The sequence below is a fragment of the Leptolyngbya sp. FACHB-8 genome, from assembly GCF_014695575.1.
GTDB lineage: Bacteria > Cyanobacteriota > Cyanobacteriia > Elainellales > Elainellaceae > Vacuolonema.
Genome location: NZ_JACJOO010000012.1, coordinates 111,966 through 133,144 on the forward strand (window position 1 = coordinate 111,966; position 21,179 = coordinate 133,144).

The 21,179-nt window shown below is 50.8% G+C and carries 15 protein-coding genes and 1 pseudogene; 10 read left to right on the forward strand and 6 right to left on the reverse strand.

Annotation, left to right across the window (positions count from 1 at the left end):
• Positions 1-62 precede the first annotated feature (62 nt).
• Together H6F91_RS02490 and H6F91_RS02495 are read right to left on the reverse strand one after the other, a co-directional pair.
• Positions 63-1,019: an aldo/keto reductase gene (locus tag H6F91_RS02490; protein WP_190772520.1), complete on the reverse strand. Its 957-nt coding sequence runs from the start codon at positions 1,017-1,019 to the stop codon at positions 63-65.
• Between the two features lie 452 nt (positions 1,020-1,471).
• Positions 1,472-2,806 carry a cytochrome P450 gene (locus tag H6F91_RS02495; RefSeq protein WP_190772519.1) on the reverse strand — a complete coding sequence of 445 codons (1,335 nt, stop codon included), beginning with the start codon at positions 2,804-2,806 and terminating at the stop codon, positions 1,472-1,474.
• A gap of 246 nt (positions 2,807-3,052) precedes the next feature.
• On the opposite strand from H6F91_RS02495, the gene H6F91_RS02500 reads away from it, so the two are divergent.
• On the forward strand, positions 3,053-3,343 hold the full coding sequence (locus H6F91_RS02500; protein WP_190772518.1) for a hypothetical protein: 291 nt from the start codon (positions 3,053-3,055) through the stop codon (positions 3,341-3,343).
• Between the two features lie 31 nt (positions 3,344-3,374).
• Here the strand turns inward: H6F91_RS02500 and H6F91_RS02505 are convergent, their stop codons facing one another.
• Complete coding sequence (locus tag H6F91_RS02505) at positions 3,375-4,256, reverse strand: LysR family transcriptional regulator (protein ID WP_190772517.1); 882 nt, start codon at positions 4,254-4,256, stop codon at positions 3,375-3,377.
• A 608-nt stretch (positions 4,257-4,864) separates the two neighbouring features.
• On the opposite strand from H6F91_RS02505, the pseudogene H6F91_RS02510 reads away from it, so the two are divergent.
• From H6F91_RS02510 to H6F91_RS02520, 3 genes and pseudogenes are all read left to right on the forward strand, one after another.
• Positions 4,865-5,047: pseudogene (locus tag H6F91_RS02510) on the forward strand (response regulator transcription factor); the annotation flags it as partial.
• A gap of 121 nt (positions 5,048-5,168) precedes the next feature.
• Complete coding sequence (locus tag H6F91_RS02515) at positions 5,169-6,830, forward strand: FAD-dependent oxidoreductase (protein WP_190772515.1); 1,662 nt, start codon at positions 5,169-5,171, stop codon at positions 6,828-6,830.
• A gap of 2 nt (positions 6,831-6,832) precedes the next feature.
• Positions 6,833-8,242 (forward strand): ATP-binding protein, encoded by a 1,410-nt coding sequence (locus H6F91_RS02520; protein ID WP_190789208.1) that lies wholly within the window; start codon positions 6,833-6,835, stop codon positions 8,240-8,242.
• Between the two features lie 172 nt (positions 8,243-8,414).
• Here H6F91_RS02520 and H6F91_RS02525 read toward each other — a convergent pair whose 3' ends face one another.
• On the reverse strand, positions 8,415-9,227 hold the full coding sequence (locus H6F91_RS02525; RefSeq protein ID WP_190772513.1) for an SDR family oxidoreductase: 813 nt from the start codon (positions 9,225-9,227) through the stop codon (positions 8,415-8,417).
• A 70-nt stretch (positions 9,228-9,297) separates the two neighbouring features.
• Positions 9,298-10,248, reverse strand: a complete 951-nt coding sequence (locus H6F91_RS02530) for a class I SAM-dependent methyltransferase (RefSeq protein ID WP_190772536.1) — start codon at positions 10,246-10,248, stop codon at positions 9,298-9,300.
• A 376-nt stretch (positions 10,249-10,624) separates the two neighbouring features.
• Between H6F91_RS02530 and H6F91_RS02535 the strand changes: the two genes are divergently transcribed.
• Positions 10,625-11,401: a class I SAM-dependent methyltransferase gene (locus H6F91_RS02535; protein ID WP_190772512.1), complete on the forward strand. Its 777-nt coding sequence runs from the start codon at positions 10,625-10,627 to the stop codon at positions 11,399-11,401.
• A 10-nt stretch (positions 11,402-11,411) separates the two neighbouring features.
• A complete protein-coding gene (locus H6F91_RS02540; RefSeq protein WP_190772511.1) occupies positions 11,412-11,747 on the forward strand; it encodes a cupin domain-containing protein in 336 nt (111 codons plus the stop codon).
• Positions 11,748-11,847: 100 nt separating this feature from the next.
• Here H6F91_RS02540 and H6F91_RS02545 read toward each other — a convergent pair whose 3' ends face one another.
• Positions 11,848-12,564: a Crp/Fnr family transcriptional regulator gene (locus tag H6F91_RS02545; protein WP_190772510.1), complete on the reverse strand. Its 717-nt coding sequence runs from the start codon at positions 12,562-12,564 to the stop codon at positions 11,848-11,850.
• Between the two features lie 196 nt (positions 12,565-12,760).
• On the opposite strand from H6F91_RS02545, the gene H6F91_RS02550 reads away from it, so the two are divergent.
• The 4 genes from H6F91_RS02550 (at position 12,761) to H6F91_RS02565 (ending at position 21,113) form a co-directional block, all read left to right on the forward strand.
• Entirely contained in the window at positions 12,761-13,354 is a 594-nt protein-coding gene (locus tag H6F91_RS02550; protein ID WP_190772509.1) for an HPP family protein, read from the forward strand.
• Positions 13,355-13,541: 187 nt separating this feature from the next.
• Positions 13,542-17,123 (forward strand): NB-ARC domain-containing protein, encoded by a 3,582-nt coding sequence (locus H6F91_RS02555; protein WP_190789209.1) that lies wholly within the window; start codon positions 13,542-13,544, stop codon positions 17,121-17,123.
• A 637-nt stretch (positions 17,124-17,760) separates the two neighbouring features.
• On the forward strand, positions 17,761-20,031 hold the full coding sequence (locus H6F91_RS02560) for an AAA family ATPase (protein WP_190772507.1): 2,271 nt from the start codon (positions 17,761-17,763) through the stop codon (positions 20,029-20,031).
• A 506-nt stretch (positions 20,032-20,537) separates the two neighbouring features.
• Positions 20,538-21,113 carry a glycine-rich domain-containing protein-like gene (locus H6F91_RS02565; protein WP_190772506.1) on the forward strand — a complete coding sequence of 192 codons (576 nt, stop codon included), beginning with the start codon at positions 20,538-20,540 and terminating at the stop codon, positions 21,111-21,113.
• Positions 21,114-21,179 lie beyond the last annotated feature (66 nt).

Genomic DNA, 21,179 nt, shown 5'->3' on the forward strand with positions numbered 1-21,179 from the left:
CGATGGGGTGGGGCACTTCGTGCCCCACCCCATCGTAATTAATCTATGCGCACAGCGCTATATCAACCTGCTGCTGACATCAATTGCTGAAGTCGCTCAGGTTCTTCGCCTAACCAATCCGGATTTTGGGCCGTACCATCAAAAATTGAGGAAGTTTTGAAGGGCTCAAACTCGCCGTGGGCTCCTGCTTCTGCGGTTTTTGCGAGTAATGCCTGTACCTGCTCATCGGTCATCGGTTGGAATGCGTGAATGGCTTCAAACGCCTGGTCAACTAACTCCATCGAATCCATCCCTGTAATCACGACAGAGGTGGGTAAATTGAGAGCATAGTGAAGGCACTCAATAGGTGTGACGGTATTGGAACGTAACAGAATTCCATTTGCCATACTTTTCATGCCCAGTACGCCAATATTGCGCTTCACCAACTCAGGCAGTACCAGTTTTGCAAAGCTGCGGTAGTGCGCATCCATCACATTCAACGGCATCTGCACCGTGTCAAACCGGAAGTTGTAATAGTCAGCTACCTCCAGCATGTGCAGGTGAATCATGGGGTCTTTGTGCCCTGTAAAACCAATGAAGCGTATTTTTCCGGCTTGCTGTGCCTCCATGAGGGCTGCATGGGCTCCCTCTTCATCAAAAATACGGTGAGGGTCCTCAAACCGCAGTACCTCGTGATATTGCACCAGATCAACGTGGTCAACTTGCAAGCGTTGTAACGACTCGTCTAGTTGTTTCGCGGCTTCCTTTTTAGAACGTCCATCCAGCTTCGTCATGAGGAAGATGCGATCGCGATAACCCTCTTTCAGCGCTTTCCCCATCCGCTGCTCACTGGTCCCTTCGTTGTAATCCCAGCAATTATCCATGAAGGTGATGCCACGATCGATCGCACTCCGAACAATGCGAATTGCGAGTTCCTCATCAACATGCTTGAGGCTGAGATGCCATCCTCCCAATCCAATGGCGGAAACCTTGACACCCGTACTCCCAAGCTCTCGATATTGCATTTCTGAATCTGACATTTTGCATTCCTCTATGAACTAGCTTGGATAATGCTTTCAAAGCATGTTGACTGGGCGATGCAGCTTAATTATTAACGTTTCAAAAAGCCCAGAAACCCGGTGTTTCAACACCGGGTTTCTAGCATCCAACAACTTTGGCCTGGGTACATGAAGACCATTGCGTTCACATGTATATTGAAGCGACATCGGGCAAACAACAATAAATCACGTTGATAAATTCAGAGGGTAAACTCGCTAAAAGTTTGTAACGTGCTGCCTCACTGGTCAGCACCATCGTAGGAAATATGCACGAGAAATTTCGTCCTCCTAATGAGGGAACCAAATAAAGTCCAAACCTTCCATGTAAGAGGTGTAGCACTCGGAGCGCCCGGCCATGTTTAAAGCAAGTGAATGGGGTGCGAAACACAGCCCATCACTTATCCAATTAGAGCACTACCCTCTTTTACTTTCAGTTAACCAATTGTTTTGGTTAATGACCTAAACGTGACCCGCAGATTATCGCGAGGGTGTGGTGTGGGCATGACGACCATGCTCAAATCCTGGTCTGGCAGTAGCTCCCAAGTGTAGTAACGCACTAAGTGTGCTGCAAATAGCTTCATTTCTAGACGAGCAAACTCTTTGCCTAAGCATTCGCGAATCCCGCCACCAAAGGGGAGGTAGCTGTATTTGCTTTGCACGCCAGCTTGCGTAGTTCCAAAGCGCTCGGGTTGGAAGCGATCGGGCTCAGCATGTTCCAGTGGGTTCATGTGAGTCTGATTAATTTCGTACAGGACATTCCATCCCTCGGGCATCTGAAAGCCACTCATTTCACACGACTGTATCACGCGGCGAAAACCACCTCCAACAGGAGGTATCAGGCGCATCACCTCCTGCAATACCTGGTCGAGATACGTCATTTGCTTCAGGCTGTCCAGGGTGGTAGGGATGGCTGTATCAAACAACTGCTGTTCGGTTCGGAGTTTTTCCCAGACGAGGGGATGTTGGGCGATGAGCATGCAGAAGGAGGCGATCGCCGAGGTCAAAGTTTCATGCCCTGCAAATAACAACAGCAGCGTTTGGTCTTTTAACTCCTCGAGGCTCAGCCCATTGCCATCATCATCTCGAGCCTGGAGCAAAAGCCCCAGGGTATCGGTGCCAGATTCGGGAGATTTTTGGCGATCGCGAATAATTTCCTCAATTAGTTTCAGCAACTTGTGTCGTGCTCGTTTTGCTTTACCAAACTGTGTCCATGGCAAGTCTAAAGGAATTGAAAATAAACCCTGGCACCAGGTTTCAAACAGATGTCCCAACTCGCTCTGAGAGCCATGGTCAATTCCCACCAGCAGTTTGCACGCAACATCCAGGGTGTAGTTTCGCAATTCGGGATACCACACCAGTTGTCCCTGCTCGGCCCACCGCTTTGTATAGCTTTGAATAATTTCCTGCATAGCCGGAATGTAACCGGACAGAGCACGGGGCATGAAGGCCTGCGCCAGTAGCTTACGGCGGCTTTGGTGAGTACCGCCTGTCTGTAATGCCAACGAAAGGGGACCGAGCAACATCCGGGTGCTGGGCGGCCAACTGATTTCGAAATACTTATTGTCGTTCGTAAGGATGAACTGGTTAAATTCTGAACCCCGCACAAAGATAGTGGGTTGGCCCAACAAACGAGTTTTGAAAATAGAGCCGTATTTCTGGTGCTTCTTTTTCGCGTAGTTGGGATCACCAAAAAAGCTGAGGGTTTCCCCAATGAACGGCAAGCCAAATTCACCGGGAGGAAGGGAAAGAGGGGCGATCGGTTGTCCCATAACGGAAGTTAGACCTTTGCGTATGCCATTCCCTTATACTCACATTTCACGTCAAAATCTAGAACTCCTGTTTCCGTAACAATTCCCATTGGATGTATCCATTCCATCCTGATGGGAATCATCCACGGGTCTAGAACCTGGCGATCTATCGAAGTTGCTCATGGAAGCTATGCAAGCTGCTTTTTGTATCTTTAGCTACCGTTTTGTAGAGTAAGGTTATTAGAGAACTGCAGTGAGGCACCTGTTATGCAATCCCATTTCCACTCTGTGCAAACCCTGGAACGTATTTTCCAGAAGCCTTCTCGCCGTAACAATGCCTGGAAAGCTCAGCTCAACAACCTGTGGCAAGCGGCGATCGCCCATCTCTCTGTTTCCTCAGAACCTCATGTGTGGTGTAGTGAAGATGCTGCAGGACGTGAGGTTTGGAACAGCTATGACCCCACGACAGGTCAGGCTCTGCATGGTGTTTCGGCCTCTGAACTGCGGGTTTGGCTGGAAGACCGTCATTACCAGAACCCTTCGGCCTATAACCTGTAGAAGGGCAGTCCACCTCATGACGGCTGGATGTCTATGACACGAGTACCTGGGTCGTTTTGAGGCTGTCCAGAAACGCGTAGATAGCTGGTGATAATAGTGCATCCGCCAGGGTTGCCACCCCGATGACTCGTTCCAACGGCACGGGTAAGCTGTAGGCTCGAACAGCCGCCGGAATCGGCTCTGCCGCCAGCCTCGGTAAGATGGCAGCCCCCAGACCCTGGGCCACCAGGCTGACAATGGTCGCATCCGTTTCCACTTCGTAAGTGACTTTGAGAGCATAGCCGTAAGTCTGGGCGTGTTGATAGACCTGTCGCATCATGATGTAGTTGACGGGGGGCATAATCAGCGGCTGAGCGACCAATTCCTCCCAACTCAACTGTGAGCCTGCTGGTTGAAAAGTAATTGGTAGAAGGGCAACAAACTCATCTCGGATAACTTCCCACACCTCTAACCCCTCGCTAGCTGGCATAAAGGTAAACCCAATATCTGCCTGGCCCTCTCGCAATGCGTGCTCGACATGGGGGTAGTCTTCATGTTCAGCCAGGTTGACGGAAATGGCGGGAAACTGTTGGTGGAAGTGGGCGATCGCTCCCGGCAGAATATGCGTTGCAATGCTCCGAAAGGACGCAATTCTGACCTGACCACCCTTTAAACCTTTTGAAAGTTCGGCTTCTTTGGCGATCTCGTCGGCTCGATGCACAATCTCCTGGGCATGTTCGACGATGCGTTCGCCAAGGGGAGTCAGTCTGGCTCCATGCCGCCCCCGAGAAAAGAGGACGACACCCAGGTTTTGCTCCAGCATGGCGATCGCATGGCTCACGGCCGACTGAGACATTTGCAGATCGAGTGCAGCATCCGTGAAGTTCTGGCGCGCTGCGACAGCTACTAGAATCCGCAATTGCGACAGTTTCATCTGATTCTGGTAACCCATTCCGCAACCTGAATATCCACAACGGATCTACCGTGTCATAAATTGGATCCTTCAACTGCTCACGGCAGACGAAAGAGGGGTGCAGGCGTTTATACCTGCACCCCTCTTTCGTCTGCCATTTGAGCTTCTGCCTGGGTAAAACCTGAAACGGTTTCGCCCCGTGAAATAGGCAAGAACTCCGTGTGTTTCTTACAGCGCTTTGCGCTTGAATTAGCCACGGTTGTTTTTGTGAGAACCGCGCAGAGCGCGGCTCTCACAAAAACAACCAGATTTCAGTGCTTGAAAAGCGCTGTAAAAGCGAATGAGGGAGTGGAGGGCGATCGCCCTCCACTCTCTCATTCACAAACGAAACTCAGTAGATCGCAACATTTACCCTCAATTCGCAAGATTAGACAAGACAAGTCCTCATTTTTCTCGTACATACGGTCAAGAGGGGGTGCTCATCAATAACGGGGGCTGCTATTGACGACCAGACCATCAAGAGGACGCGCTTTTCAGGGGTCAGGCGTTGCCTTCGTTTTTCAGAGCCAGGGGGAGGGAGGATCGCTAACAGGATGAAAAGGAAGGACATTCTCATGCCGAAAGTTGAACTATCACCACGGGAGCTAGAAGTGTTAAAGCTTATTGCTGAAGGTCATAGCAATGCAGAAATTGCTTCCATACTCTACCTTAGCCCTAACACGATCAAAACTCACGTCCGCTCAGTATTGAATAAGCTTGGGGTGAACCACCGCGTTGAAGCCGCCGTCCTTGCGGTACGTCATGGCTTATAGTTCTGTACAACTCCCATTTCTGGTTTGCATGACCCGCTGGCTCATTAGCTCCCGTGTTCGGGGCCACATTATGTTCGTGATCAATTCCGCTTAAATTATTCCATCCCTACACGTACCCCCCATGAATAAGCCTGTCATTCTCGCTGTTGATGATGATCCTGAAGTGTTGCAGGCGATCGCCCGTGACCTGCGCCGTCAATATGCTGAGCAGTTCCGCATTATCCGCGCTGATTCTGGAAAAGCCGGATTGGATGCGTTGCAGGAGTTGAAACTGCGAAACGATACGGTTGCCCTGTTTCTAGTAGACCAACGCATGCCCCAAATGACAGGGGTGGAGTTTTTGGAGCAGGCGAGTGTGTTATTCCCGGAGGGCAAGCGGGTGCTGCTGACGGCCTACGCCGATACCGAGGCAGCCATCCGTGCTATCAACGTGGCCCGTCTTGACTATTACTTGCTGAAACCCTGGGACCCACCTGATGAGCGGCTGTACCCCGTTCTGGATGATTTGTTGGATGATTGGCGAGCGAACTTCCACCCTGAGTTTCAGGGAATTCGGGTCGTAGGCGATCGCTGGTCTCCCGACTCACACCGGATCAAAGACTTCTTAACCCGCAACCAAATCCCCTACCGCTGGCTTGACATTGAGCGGCATCCAGAGGCCAAAACGTTGCTGGACTATGCCAGGGTTGAGGGGCCCTGTCTACCCCTGGTGCTGTACTCCGATGGCTCCCACATGACGCGCCCCAAAAATCTGGACATTGCCGAAAGGATTGGCCTCCAGACTCAGGCGACCAAACCTTTCTACGACCTGGTGATCATTGGCGGCGGCCCCGGTGGTTTAGCGGCGGCGGTCTATGGGGCCTCAGAGGGGCTAAAAACGGTGATGATTGAGCGGGAAGCTCCTGGCGGTCAGGCGGGCACCAGTTCCCGGATTGAGAATTACCTGGGCTTTCCCGTTGGGTTGAGTGGGGGCGACCTGGCGCGGCGAGCGGTCACTCAGGCTCGTCGCTTTGGGGTAGAAATCTTAACGCCCCAGGAGGCGAAGAATCTGCGGATTGAGAATGATTACCGGATGATCACGCTGCAATCTGGGGCGGAGCTGAGTTGTCATGCGGTAATTCTGGCCCTGGGGGTGTCGTGGCGACGGTTAGCCATTCCGGGCATTGACCAGTTTACCGGAGCAGGGGTTTACTACGGTGCAGCTCAGACAGAAGCCCTGGAATGTGCCGATGAAGATGTTTATATCGTCGGTGGGGCGAACTCGGCGGGGCAGGCGGCTATGTACTTCTCGCGATACGCCCGCAAAGTGGTCATGCTGGTGCGGGGCGATTCCCTGACCAAGAGCATGTCGCAGTATCTAATTGACCAGATCGAAGCGACTGAAAATATTGAGGTATGGACGTTTTCCAGTGTGATTGAGGTCAAGGGCAACGGCAACCTGGAAGCGTTGGTGATTGAAAACTCAAAAACAGGAGAGGTTCAAACTTTGCCGACCCGCTATCTGTTTATCTTCATTGGGGCGGTTCCCAATACCGAGTGGCTGGATGGTGTCGTACAGCGGGACGACAGAGGATTCATTCTAACCGGCCCCGATTTGACGAAGGAAGGGGAATACCCTAGAGGTTGGTCCTATGAGCGATCGCCCTATCTACTCGAAACCAATATCCCCGGCATTTTTGCGGTTGGGGATGTGCGCTACGGCTCCATTAAACGGGTAGCTTCGGGGGTTGGGGAAGGCAGTATTTGTGTGCAGTTCGTCCACCGTTATTTGAGCAACCTTTAATTATGGGCAACACACTGTGTATTGATGACGTGTTGACGTTGGAACCGTTCCAGCAGTTGCCGCGCGAGCAGTTGGAGTGGGCGTGCGATCGCGCCACTAAACTTGATCTGCCTCCCAAAACTCTGTTGGTCAAGGAAGGCACGCCTTCGGATGGCTTCTACATTCTGGTTTGTGGTCGTATCAACATCACCCGCCTCAGCGAGGGAATTGAGATGCCGGTGGGGCAGCACGAAGCTCCCGCCTTTTTTGGCGAAATTACTATCCTGACGGAGGAGACTGTACCTGTCACCATGCGCACGGTTACGGAGTGCCACCTGTACCAGATTCCCTGTGGTGACTTTCTCACCCTGCTGCATAATTGCCGGGGCTTTGAGCGCAGTATTTTTCGGGTCATGGAACGACGGGTGCGGGGCCTAGAATCTTTTCTGCGGGGACGGGAAAAGATGGCAGCCCTGGGTACGCTCTCTGCCGGGTTGGCCCATGAATTAAATAACCCGGCTGCGGCCCTGGTACGAGCGCTGCGAGATGTCGTCCCTGCCCTGCGTGAGCTGGAACAGATGAGCATGATCTACGGCCAGCGCAACGTAGATCCGGAGCATACTAAGGAATGGCATCAAGTCCGTGATCATGGCTATGAGATGCTGCTGAGTGGCTCAGCAGATGCCATGACGTTGAGCGATCGCGAGGATGCCCTGCTGGACTGGATGGAAGAGTATGGAGTCAAAGGTGCTTGGAAGCTAGCCGAACCTCTCGCCAGTGCAGGCATAGAGGTTGCAACCCTGGAGCGATTGGTCGATCGTTGGCGCAATGACCCTACCGAGTTGCGCGATCAGGGCATCCGTTGGCTGGCCCTCTCCTTTGATGTGATGGCCATGATCAGAAATGGCCTGCGGGGAGCAGAGCGCATTTCAGCCCTGGTGCATTCCATGAAATCCTACTCCCATCTAGATCAGGGTGCCAAGCAATTGATTGACATCCACGAGGGACTGGAAGATACACTTCAGCTTTTTTCCTTCAAGCTGAAGCACGGGATTACAGTGAAGCGGCAATACGATCGCAACCTTCCCAAAATTTGTGCCTATGGCAGTGAATTGAATCAGGTGTGGACAAACTTGATTGATAATGCGATCGCGGCTATGGACGAAAAAGGAACGCTGGAAATCAAGACCTGTTGTGATGGTCGCTACCTTCGCACAGAGGTTATCGATTCGGGTACGGGCATCCCTGATGAAATCCAATCCCGTATCTTTGAACCTTTTTTCACAACTAAGGAGATGGGAAAAGGCTCAGGTTTAGGCCTGGATGCGGTGCGGCGTATTGTCGAAAACCGCCACCGGGGAGTGGTTTCGGTAACATCAAAACCGGGCTGCACGCGATTTGTCGTGTGTCTGCCACTTCCTGAGAAGGTATAGTCTGGCGCTAATACTTCACCCAACCCATGTTAGGAGATTTCTGAGAAACAATATCCCCATTATTTGGAAAAAAGGCGCGGCGAAGCCGCGCCTTTTTTCCAAATAATGGGGAAGCTCTTATCTGGAAATCTCCTTAGAAGGTGAGAGTGAGGTAACCCTCACCTTCACGGATCTACCCATTCCCCACCTCAAACCCTGCAGCTTGTGCCGAGAGCCGATCAATCAACCCCGGTACGAACAACCGGGCCCAGGGAATGAGTTTTCCTTTCAGCGTCATAATATGGTCTCGTTTGCGGTGCTCCATAGCTTGTAGAATTTGGCGCACACATTCATCAACGGACATATTCCCTTTGCTTTCATCTCGGGGGCTTTGTCCGAGGGGTTGCCCATCGCCCCCAAAGGCGCGTTGGCGAATGTCGGTTGCGACAAATCCTGGCGATACCACCAGCACGTCTACTCCGGTCCCTTGCAATTCGATGCGGAGGGTATCAAAAAAGCCTTGCATGGCGTGCTTGCTGGCGACATATCCGGTGCGAAACGGAATGCCTGTTTTGCCACAGATAGAGGAGATTCCTACCACGATCCCCTGGCTAGCCTTCAGGTAAGGAAGTGCGTAATGAGTGCAGTACACAGCGCCTAGGTAGTTCACCTGCATAACACGCTCGAAAACCGTCAAGTCAGTCACCTCTTCAAAGAGGCTCAGCATGGAGATACCCGCATTGTTGACCAACCCGTCAATCTGACCGAAGGTGGCGATCGCCTCCGCCATCAACCGCTGACACTCCTCTGGCTGTGACACATCGGTAGGAATGGCGATCGCCTTTGCCCCTTGTCGCACACAAGCGGCTAACACATCTTCCAGGGCTTCCTGGGTACGGGCTGCTAGCACCAGATTGGCGCCTTGCTGAGCCAGGGAGATAGCGAGCGATCGCCCAATTCCCATGGAGGCTCCAGTAATCACAAGAGTTTTGTTGGCAAAGCTCATGGTTTTCTCCCCGAGGTATTGTGGGTTGGAGGGGAATCATGTGCCCCTTCAGCCCACAATACCAGCAGTTTTAGACCGGAGCCTGCGCCAGGATGGTCCGGTGGCGTGGATCACTGGGGACGGTGGTGAGGTAATTGAAGCCGATGGACTGGAGAGCAGCCTCAATGTCAAAGGTGTAGTAGTCGTCAGACCAGGGTTCTGTACTTTTCATCAAGGTGAACAGCACGGGAGGAAGGTTCTGGATAACCGGGGATTTGGGGTTGTTGTCGACGATCGCCAGGTGGCCACCCGGGCGAAGGAGACGCAGGGCTTCGGTGAAGATGGCGATCGCAGGCTGACGGGGCAGCTCATGGGCGACAAATTGCAGCGTGATTAGATCAAAGGACTGGTCGGGAAGCCCCGTTGCGGCGGCATCGCCATGAATCCATTCGGCGATCTCTCCCTGGGTGTCACGATGGCGGGCAACGGTCAACATGTAGGGAGACAGATCCAACCCCACAGTGCGAACGGGGTTCTCTTGACGGTTCTGGTAAAACCGATGCAGGGCCAGGGTTGAAATCCCCACAGAACAACCGATATCCAGCACATCCTGTACAGGGGATGTTATGTACTCGGCCAGGACATGATGAAAACTACTGCGGAGGCGATCCTGCGCGTCTTGCCAGGTTAAAGGCTCGTCCTTCCAGACCCGCAAGCCCATAGCATAGGTGGCAGACTCGGCCTCGAAGGCAGCATCCCAGCACAGGTTGCCCTGATCGTAAGCGTGGAAGGGAGCCTGATAATAATCGGGATAGCGCACGTCTGGATTGGTGAGCTGAGTTATGTTCTGCTGAATACCCGATGTGGCTAATTCATCGTAATGTTTGCGCCAGAGAACTCCATTTTTCTCAGCAGTTTTAATTAATACTTGCCGAGCCTGCTGCTTCATCAGCGCATAAATTGGCTTGGTTTGAATGAGCAAATTAACGCAGCGTGAGAGGAAATCATCTCCTGCCCAGGCAGGTTTACTCTGGAGACTCATACCATGGCATCCTGTCAGAACGGTATTCATTGTAATACTGCTTGGTGAGCGACACTGATTGAACTATGGAAGAAACGAGTGTGTTCAGTACCAACGCATTCTTGTTGTGTGTGGTGTGCTTCGCATACCACACACAACAAGAATGAACTAAATAACCTGAGTGCGGGTTAAGGATGTTTTCGAGTGCCGCGCAGCGCGCGGCACTCGAAAACATCCATCTTAGCGAGCGCTTTAGCTTATCCCGAGTTGAGGTTAAATAAATTGGATTTGCGTAAGTTCTCTGTGTTTCTAAAAGTTTGGCAATATGAGGTAGCTCATAGCTTCCTTTGAGTGGATTTGACAAAGTAAAGGTATGCACTCCACCGAAGGTCAAGCCATGACACACACCCACATCAACTTCCAAACGGCACCGGGCCACCAGGTTATGGCTGCTGCAGGTAAGAAAATTCTACGACCCGGAGGACGGGCAGCCACCGAGCAGTTGTTTCAGTGGGCTGGATTTCAGCCAGGAGAAACCGTACTGGAGCTAGCGTCGAGTTTTGGGTATAGCGCGATCGCCCTTGCCCAACGCTATGGTGTGCGCGTTGTCGGCGTAGAACGCGATCCGGAAAGCGTTGCCCGTGCCCGTGCCAACATCAAAGCTGCTGGACTAGAGGGCCAGGTCGAGGTAATTGAAGGCAATATCTTTAACCTGGAACACATTCCTGGGCAGTTTGATTATGTGTTGGCAGAAGCGATTTTAACGATGCAATCGCAACCCGGCAAAGCCAAAATTCTGCAAGGTATTTGCGATCGCCTCAAGCCTGGGGGACATTTTCTTTCCCATGAAATGCAAGTGCAGGGGCGGGAAGATGAAATTCGCAAAGCATTGGCTGAAACGATTCGGACCAACGCCACCCCCCTTTCAGAAACGAATTGGATGGAAGCTTACGAAACGGCGGGTCTACACGTCGTTCAACACAAAGCTGGACCTATGGGATTGCTGGACCCGGCGCAAATCGTTCGGGATGAAGGCTGGGCTGATACTGTGAAATTTTTCTGGAATGCTTTGACGCAAAAAACAATTCGCGATCGCCTCTTAGCCATGCGAAATGTTTTCAAACAATATCAACAAGAATTGGGATACATCGTACTATACGCAGAACGTCACTAGGAGCCACATAATGATGACACTTCTAAATGCTCCCGAATCATTTAGCGATCAACTTCAAGATAAAATCCAATACGCTGAAACAGGAATTGTCAGCAAAGTTTTGCTTAAGCTTCCGCACTGTCAATACACCTTATTTTGTCTAGCAGCGGGTACAGATATTGCAGAACATACATCAACACAAAATGCTGTTGTGCAGGTACTAGAGGGCAATGGTATTTTGACGCTAGAGGGAGAAGATATTACCCTGGAACCTGGTGTCTTCGTTTTCATGTCTGCCAATGCACCTCATGCCCTGAAAGCATCTGAAAACTTAGCATTTCTACTAACCCTGTCTGAGCCCAGATAAATCAAGCTCCTATTGGATGTTGTGACAACGCCAATAAAACAACCGGTCATTCTTATCGTGAAAGTGACGGCAAAGCCGTCACTTTCACGATAAGAATGACCTAAGACTGCGGCATCGCTAATCCTCGACCTCCTGCGATCGCATCTAACCCATCCCAATCCAAAATCGTAATAGTGCCACCCCGGCTATAAGCTGCAACGGATTGAAGCTGCTTAAACAAGCGCACGCATTCCTCGTAAGTGATACCCACACTACGGGCAATTTCGTAATAAGACAGGTGCCTCTGCAAGCGAATGCCCTGCTTCACCTCTTCCGCACCTTGCTCTCTAGCATAGGATTGAATCAAACGCGCGACCCGTACGATCGCCCGTTCTGACACCAGCCCATGCACCATCTCATGCAACTGCTGAAGGCGCTGATTAAACACTGCCATCATATTCAATGCAATTTCGGGATTGGATTGAATGGCTGCCAGCAACGCCTCCCGATCTACGGTGAGTATCTGCACATCACTTTCCGCCGTTACCGTTGCAGGAGCAGTCCCATCTCCAAAAAGTGCTGGAGCCGCAAATATCTCTCCCTTTGAGAGGGTACGCAGAATGGTTTCCTTCCCATTGCTTGCCGTTTTGGAAATCCGTAATAGCCCATCCAACAGGGCATAGAGTCGGGCAGGCAGGCGATCGCCCTCATGGGACACAATTTCCCCAGCTTGATAAAGCTGTACATGACTATGGGGTTGTAGATGGGCTAACTGCTCCGGTTGCAGCCGAGCGAAGACCGAAACGGATACCAATTGCTCAGGAGTTGCCTGCTTCATGAAGACCCAAGAAAACGGCTGTCATCTCCTTCGATGCTACCGTAAGGGCTTTTCTGCAGGATGAATATCTCCTTTCAGTACAGAAAACATTATGGAAGTCATTTAGAATCTGTATCAAAAAATACCATTTTCTTGCTTTGTCAGAGAATTATAACATTGTTTAATAGAAGAGCTCCCAAGCCGCGTATTAGCTGGAATGAGACGAGTATCTTTCTTAAGAGCCTATAAAGGTCAAGCCCGTGAGCACCGAAGATATCGGGGCTCCGACGAAACTCTAAGCCGGCCCATAGCTGCTGTAGGCATAAAACGTCCCAAACGGGCGATCGCCTCCCATAACTACGCACAAATCTTCTTTTCGTTCATTGGCAGTTTTTTAGGGATTGGGGCTCTGGCATACCTAACCGCTCAGAGCGGATATCCATTAATTGCGGCTCCTTTTGGAGCAACGGCCGTGTTGGTGTTTGGGGTGCCAGATAGCCCATTAGCGCAACCTCGCAATGTGGTGTGTGGGAACTTCATTGGAGCCCTCACCTGTGCGACCTTGGTGCATTTTTTGGGTCATGATCCCTGGGTGATGGCGTTAGCGGTTGCCACGGCAATTAAATTGATGCAACTAACTCACACAGTTCATCCGCCGGCAGGGGCAGTTGCTTTGTTGGGTGTCATGAATAATGTCTCGTGGGATTTCGTGCTGATGCCTGTGCTACTGGGATCGGTACTCATTGTCAGTTGCACAGTTCTTTTCAATAATTTGGTCCCCGATCGCCCGTATCCCCAGAAGTGGTTCTGAGTGTGCGTTTGAAAAGCCAGTTCCAAGATGTGCATTTTTCTGTAGGAAGTACAGGAAAGAACAACTTTTGAAAAACGCTCTGATATAGTGAATTCAATCATCGATAAAACTCAACCCTCATCTCCTTGAGATGGGGGTTGAGTTTTATCGATAGAATCATGCACTGTGAGAGTTTCCTGAAGGGGCAATGCCGCGATCGCTCAAAGTCAGTCCAGATTGTATTGGTACCGTGAAGGTAGCGCTGAAACAACAGGGCATCCTGAGCCAGCGAGCATTGTCAGAAGAATTGAGTGTAGCTCTGTCTACCGTCAGTAATTTTTTTAATGGAAAACCCGTTGATCGGGCTATTTTCGAAGAGATTTGTACAAAACTTGCGCTCCCCTGGAAGGAGATTGCCGCTTCTGAGGATGAGGTGGCGATCGCTCCGCCCTATAAGGAGAGCCTTCGCCTTCAAGATTGGGGGGAAGCTCCCCAACTCAGCCGATTTTACGGACGGGCCGATGAGTTGTCCCAACTGGAAGACTGGCTTTGCCACGACCACTGCCGTCTGGTAACTGTATTGGGTATGGGAGGGGTTGGAAAAACGTCTCTGATCGTGAAGCTAGTCGAGCAACTTCAGGATCGCTTTGAGGGCTTTGTTTGGCGAAGTTTACGAAACTTGCCTCCCATCGAAACACTCCTAAAAAATCTACTTCAGACCCTGGCTCACCCCCAGCCAATGACCATTCCCGATCGCTTGCCCGATCAGATGAGCTTGCTCATCGAGTTTCTGCGCGATCGCCGTTACTTGCTCATCCTGGATAACGCAGAATCTCTTTTGCAAGGTGGAGAGCGGGCTGGCCATTATCGAGAAGGTTACACCGAATATGAGGAACTCTTGAACCGCATTGCCCATGGTCGGCATCAAAGTTGTCTGGTGGTAACCAGTCGAGAGAGGCTGGGGCAGTTAGCAGCCCAGGAGATTGAAGATGGGCCGACGCGATCGCTGCAACTCGGCGGGTTGTCGCGTGCAGATGGAGCACAAATTCTTCAAGCGAAAGGGCTGACTGTGGCTGCTGGGGTTGAGCAGTTAATGGAGAACTATCGCGGCAATCCTCTGGCGCTTAAAATTGCAGCGGCCACCATTCAATCTACCTTTGATGGTGATGTTACCCGCTTTCAGCAACAGAACATTGGGGTTTATGGCGGCATCTGGGATTTGCTCAAACAGCAGTGCGATCGCCTCTCCCCCTTAGAACAGGCTGTGATGGATTGGCTTGCCATCGAACGCGAATGGATTTCGTTCGCTAAATTGCAGCAAAATTGGATTGCGCCCATGCCGCAGCGTAACCTATTGGAAGCGTTGGAATCCTTACAGGGACGATCGCTTATTGAAGTTAGCTCATTAGGCTACACGCAACAGCCTGTAGTGATGGAATACATTACACAAACCTTCATTGATCGATGTCATCACGAAATTACAAGCCAAACTTTGGATGTTATTCGTAGCCACGCACTGCTCAAAGCACAAACTCAAGATTATATTCGGGATAGCCAGGCTCGGCTTATTCTGCAACCCTTAATTCAAAAATTGCTTGTAACACTGCACGATTCCATTCCGTTGGAATTCTTCTTAAATCAAATCCTCAATGCTTTAAGAGGAAAGCCATTATCCTATACAGGATACGCGGCTGGAAATGTAATTAACCTGCTAAATGCATTACGTTCAAACCTAGATAATTGCGATTTTTCGGATTTGGTAATCGCTCAGGTTTATTTCACGAATACCACTTTGCAAAATACCGATTTCACAGGTTCTACCTTTTATCAATCTACCTTTGCAGAGGTGTTTGGCGGTATTATCGCTGTGGCCTTTAGTGCAGACGGAAAGTACCTGGCCATCAGTGATGCGCGGACTGAAGTTCATGTATGGAATCTGTTGACTCAACGAAAATTATTGACGTTGCAGGGTCATAAAAGTTGGGTCTTTTCCTTAGTCTTCAGTCCTACTGGAAAAAACCTGGCAAGTGCCAGTGATGACTATGTTGTAAAGCTCTGGGGAATGGAAACAGGGCAATGTTTACAGACCTTGAAAGGACCAGCCAACCTCTTAAATGCGGTTACCTTTAACTCCGATGAACAATGCATTCTGTATGATGAGACTGTTGCCATTCAACTATGGAATGTTGACCATCCGGAATATCAAATTGCAGCCCTTCAAGGCAATACTCTGCTAGCTCGGTCAACGGCGCTTAGTCCTGATGGACGGGCGATCGCCATCAGCACGCGTGACCAAACAATCAAGCTATGGAATATTCAAACAGGGGAATGCTATCAAACCCTCAGCGGCCATACAGGAGATGTGCGGATGCTCCGTTTCAGTGCCAGTGGCCGCTACCTGGCTAGCACTAGCCTAGACTTAAGTATTCGCCTTTGGGATCTAGAAAGCGGCCAGTGCATACATTTTTTACAGGGACATGGGCACGGGGTGAGTGAAACAGCGTTTAGCCCGGATGAACAATACCTGACCAGTAGCAGTTTCGATCGCACCCTAAAGCTCTGGGATATAGCTACAGGGCAGTGCTTGAGAACCTTCCATGGGCATCAGAAACATTTGATGGCCTGTGCATTTAGCCCAGATGGGCAGCTTATAGCCAGTGGTGGTGGTGACCATGCCGTCAAATTGTGGGATGCGAAAACTGGGCAATGTGTTAAGACGGTACAGGGATATGCCAATGCTGTAACTCGCATTGCCCTCACGCCACCATTAGGCTACATGGACACGAGGGCCTCCCACAATCACTCTGTCCCCAGGTATGGAAAACATCCTATTTTAGCCAGTGCCCATGAAGATAAAACCGTCAAACTCTGGGATGTCTCAACTGGACATATTGTCAAAACCTTGCCACCGCAGGCTGATTTGATTTGGGGCCTCACATTTTCGCCAGATGCTTCCCTGCTAGTTACCGCCAATACTGATCACACGATTAAGCTCTGGAACTGGTACACAGGCGAGTGTTTGCAAACGTTACAGCACGGAAATTGGGGCTGGGCCGTAGCCTTTCATCCCAGTGGGTTTCCCCTCGCTACAGGCAGCTATGACCAGACTATCAAGATTTGGAATATCCATACGGGCGAATGCTTGCAAACCCTATGTGGGCATACCAGCGCTGTGCTCTCTGTCACTTATAGCCCGGATGGTCATACCCTTGTCAGCAGCAGCCATGATAAGACAATTCGTCTGTGGAACCCCGTAACCGGAGAGTGTGTGCGGGTGCTGGAAGGGCATGGCGATCGCATCGGGCAGGCTAGATTCAGTCCTGATGGCCAATTTCTTGTAAGTTGCAGCTACGATGAAACGATTCGATTCTGGGATCCCCATACGGGCGAATGCTTCCGCACTTTGCGAGGACATCAGGGAGCGATTACATCCATTTGCTTTAGCCCTGATGCGCAACACCTGATTAGTGGTAGCTTCGATCAAACCATCAAGATCTGGGATGTCGCTACAGGGGAATGCCTGAGAACGCTGCAAGGTCACAGCAGTGGTATTTTGTCTCTGTTGTATGAAGCTACGCCATTATCGCTGGAGGGTGGCGATCGCCTCCCCCTCATCCTCAGTAGTAGCTTCGACGGCACGATCAAAATCTGGCATCCTGAAACAGGAGCCTGTGTGAAATCTCTCATTGCTCCCCGACCGTATGACGGTATGAATATCAGCGGAGTATCGGGCTTAACAGCAGCCCAGGAAGCAAATTTGAAATTGCTAGGGGCGATCGTGGCTGGTTGACCTGCATTCTGCGTAGGAAAAGCCTATTCTGCACCCATAGTAGGAATTTAGATAACGGGCAGCACGAAACAGTGCCCATTATCTAAATTCTGGCTCTATCATGGTTTAGACGGATCGAATATTCTTGCAAATGTAAAAAAACAAATAAAGATTGAGATTATCCCATCCCGCTAGAGGGTGCTTGGAATGTTCTACAAGAACTAATTTGATTGTTTGCAGATGATATTCACAACCAATCAATCTCCAACCACCCGCCAGAGAACTCTCTGCTAGACATACAGAGACTTCCCTGCAGTTTCTCTCCCCAGGCGGTAAGAGAAATCTGTAAAGCGTATCTTTATTCCTCTCTCCTCCTGGACATGGCGAAGAAAGGATAGGTATCCCGTCACGTGTCCCCTTCAGGGGCAGAAGAGAACAGAGCTGGGGCAAGATTGCCCGCGAGCCAGGGATAATCTCAGATCACAACCCAGAGCTGAGCCATATCAGCTACCTCTAAAGTAAGAGTGCATAGCCGGGGGTGCAGTGAGAAAAGGTGAGATCTTTCAGTAAACTTCTATTTCCTCAGTGGATCTCATAAAAGCGTTCAATGTTCTAGCAAAGCCAGACCACGGGTATAGCCCCTATACGGAACTGACCCATGACCGCAGATGAGGCGATCGCCCTCCTCCATCAAATTCTGAACCAATCAGGCCAGACGGCTCAACTCAACGACACCCAGCTCAAAGTCTTCCGGCAAATTTGGCAGGGCCAATCTTACCCAATGATTGCCCAGGCCAGCGGCTACGATTACGACTACATCAAACAGGTCAGCTCTCGATTGTGGCAGATGCTCTCGAAAGCGCTCAATCAGCCCGTTTCTAAGCGCAATTTGCAATCGGTCTTTCAGCAATATCTCCAAACGGTTGAGCCCGTTGCGGTTTCACCGTCCTTCCTGGGCCAGCGTTCGATATACCATAACCTGCGTGCCGGAAGCGACAGTGCCTTCATTGGGCGGGAGGCAGAGATTGAGCGACTACTGGCTTTTCTGAGCTTCGATCATCCCGCCTCCTGCGTCAGTATTGAGGGGTTAGGTGGGATTGGTAAAACGACCTTGGCCCTGGCGATCGCCCATCACCTGAAAGCTGCCTCAGCGCCTTTCAACGCCATTATCTTTACTTCTGCAAAACCCAATCATCTGACCTCATCGGGCTTGTTGCCCCGGCTTCAACCCGATCGCACATTACAAGATTTGTTTCGGGCGATCGCCTACACATTGCACTGCCCGGATGTTTTGCTGCAACCCTTTGAAGAGCAACTGACGCAGATCTATCACCAGCTTTCACGTCAGCCTACCTTGCTAATCCTTGACAATCTAGAAACGGTTGAGGAGCAAGTTGCTATTTTGTCTTTTCTGCACGATTTGCCCAGCACGACTAAAACCCTTTTGACGAGCCGAGCCAAAACCCCGTTTCCTTCCGTTACCCTGGCTCCTTTGCCACCAGCCTGTGGTGTTGACCTGATTCAGAGCCAGTCCCACAACAAGGGACTGCGCCTAACCGATAACGAAGCTCAACAATTACATCAACGAACTAGTGGCATTCCCGCTGCTATCATTTATGCTGTTGGGCAACTGGCCAGTGGCTACCCGTGGGAATCCTCGGTGCAAGCAGTGGTTCAGGGAGACTATGCCCGCTTCTATTTCGAGAGTTCGCTCATGGCTTTGCGGGATGAGCCAATTTATTCCCTCTTTCTGGCGGCCGCTCTGTTTCCAAGTTCAGCCGCGACAGATGCGCTCGCCTATGTAGCTGAACTCGCTGATCCCGCCACTGTAACCCAGGGCTTGGCGCGGTTGCAGCAACTCTCACTGCTCAACGGGAGGGAGGGGCGCTTTGATATGTTGCCCCTGACTCGCGAATATGCGATCGCGCAATTAAATGCCGACCCTGACCTCAAATTGCGGCAACATCAGCGTCGGGTGGAATGGTATTTGACTTTTGCGGAAACTTATGGTGGCAAGGATTGGACGGATTGGCAAAACTATGGCCCTCTGGAACAGGAATGGGAAAACCTGCAGGATGTGATTGAGTGGTGCATTGCAGGGGATCGCTATGAGGAGGTCTGCCGTTTCTGGCGTAAAGCCCGTTGCTATAGCCACGCCCAGGGCTATAGCAAAAATCGCCTGAGCTGCTGGGCAACTCGCTTAGATTGGACGAATTGGCTGATCCAGGCGGCGGAGCAGCGCCAGGACTGGCCCACTGTTGCTGAGGTGGTGTTTGACCGGGCATGGACACTAACGCTGTTGGGGCAACCTCATCATTTGGAATCCGCAAAGGATTTGTTCGCGAGAGCCTGGGACTACCACCTATACCTTCAACCTGCAACTCAGGTGGAATTGGCGACTCACATTGCTGTTTGGCACATTGAGAATTTAGACTTCGTTGAAGCGTTGCACTGGTTGCAGCGTGCAGAAATGATGGTGCAGGAAACGGAGTTAGAGGCGACCGCCTACCAGCGCTTCTCAATTCGGCGGCACTACTACCGAGGCGAAATCGCCTACAAAACAGAAGATTTTACTCAAGCACAAGCCCACTTTGAGCAAGCTCTCCAGCAAGCCCAACAGATTGATTGGCGGCGGGTTGTTTTCCTGACGAAAGACTGGCTGGCTGATGTGGCCTTGAAGCAGGGCAATGTTACTGATGCCCGAGTGTGGATGGAAGAAGGTTTGCAAGTGGCCCAGAAAAGTGGCGATCGCTGCCGTACGGCATTCTGTATGCGATCACTGGCGCGTCTAGAATACAGCCAGGGGAATGGTGCTGAAGCTCACCATTGGGCCTCTGAAGCCTTGAGTATGTTTGCGCAGCTTGGCATGATATCCGAAGCCCAGGAAACTACGGATCTGCTGCACAGCATGGATTTATCCGTGCCATGAATAATTTAAAACTTGTACCCAAAGGAGAGAGGTGGGGCGTTGTCCCGCCTCTCTCCTTTTGATTCTGACCGTATAGCACTATAGCGCTGTTCACGTTGATAAGTACGGTGGTGTGGGACATGAAGTGCACCACACCACTGTTGCTGTACTTAACGCACTTGCACATTCAGGACTTACGCATGTGTGTGGTGTGCTTCGCACACCACACACATGCTCTAAATATGGCGGACTTGCGTAAGTCCTGACATTGCTATGTCCAAACGATCTGGTGATAGCTGTAGCTATTAGGAAAACCATAAAAATTGCCCTCGCGGGTAATTCTCCGTTTGTGTCTCTTATCGTAGGCTGAGAATAACCGAGTTTATCAAGTCGGTTGTTCTCAGTTATGAACTCAGATGCCCCGAAGTTGTGATGGAGATATGAATCACAAATGGTTTGGGTGTCGAACCTGTGTGTCTCCAGGAATCACTCCCAACCATCTCCTAAACCCCCATCAGGAGAATCCCATGCGTTCCTCTAAGCTCTGCCCCTCTGAAACCTTTGCATCTTTCATGCAGAAGGCAAAACAACTGGATCTATCTCCGATCGCCTATCAACTCATGTACAACGACTATGGCCCCCAATGGTCGAAGGAAGAAACTGTAAAGGCGATCGCGCACTATTTAGGGTTCCTCTACTTAGCTGATAAGTATCCTCGACTGACGTTAGTTCCATCTTACGAGATTGATCAGGTTTGGCACTACCACATTCTTGATACGAGCAAATATATGGATGACTGCATGATGCTCTTTGGTTACATCGTCCATCACTTCCCATATCTTGGGTTGCGGGATGAGCAAGATCAGGCGCATCAGCATAAAGCGTATGCCCTGACTCAAGCCCTTCTACGGAAACACTTTCAGGGTATTTCAATTGAGTCTGATACTACCCCATCCGATTGTGAACCTATCATGGAATTGTCCCATTCTATTAGCTGCCAGTCTGTAGAAGAAGAGCGTTTGCCTGTGCCATCTAAACGGGAGATACGCCCTCGGGTTGCACTCAGCATGGAAGCAATTTTTGATAAATTGCAATCAGCCTAAGCAATTAGCCTTGTAGAAACTGAGGCTTCCGGGTTCTCTAAGAATCCGGAAGCCTGTGTGCTCAAC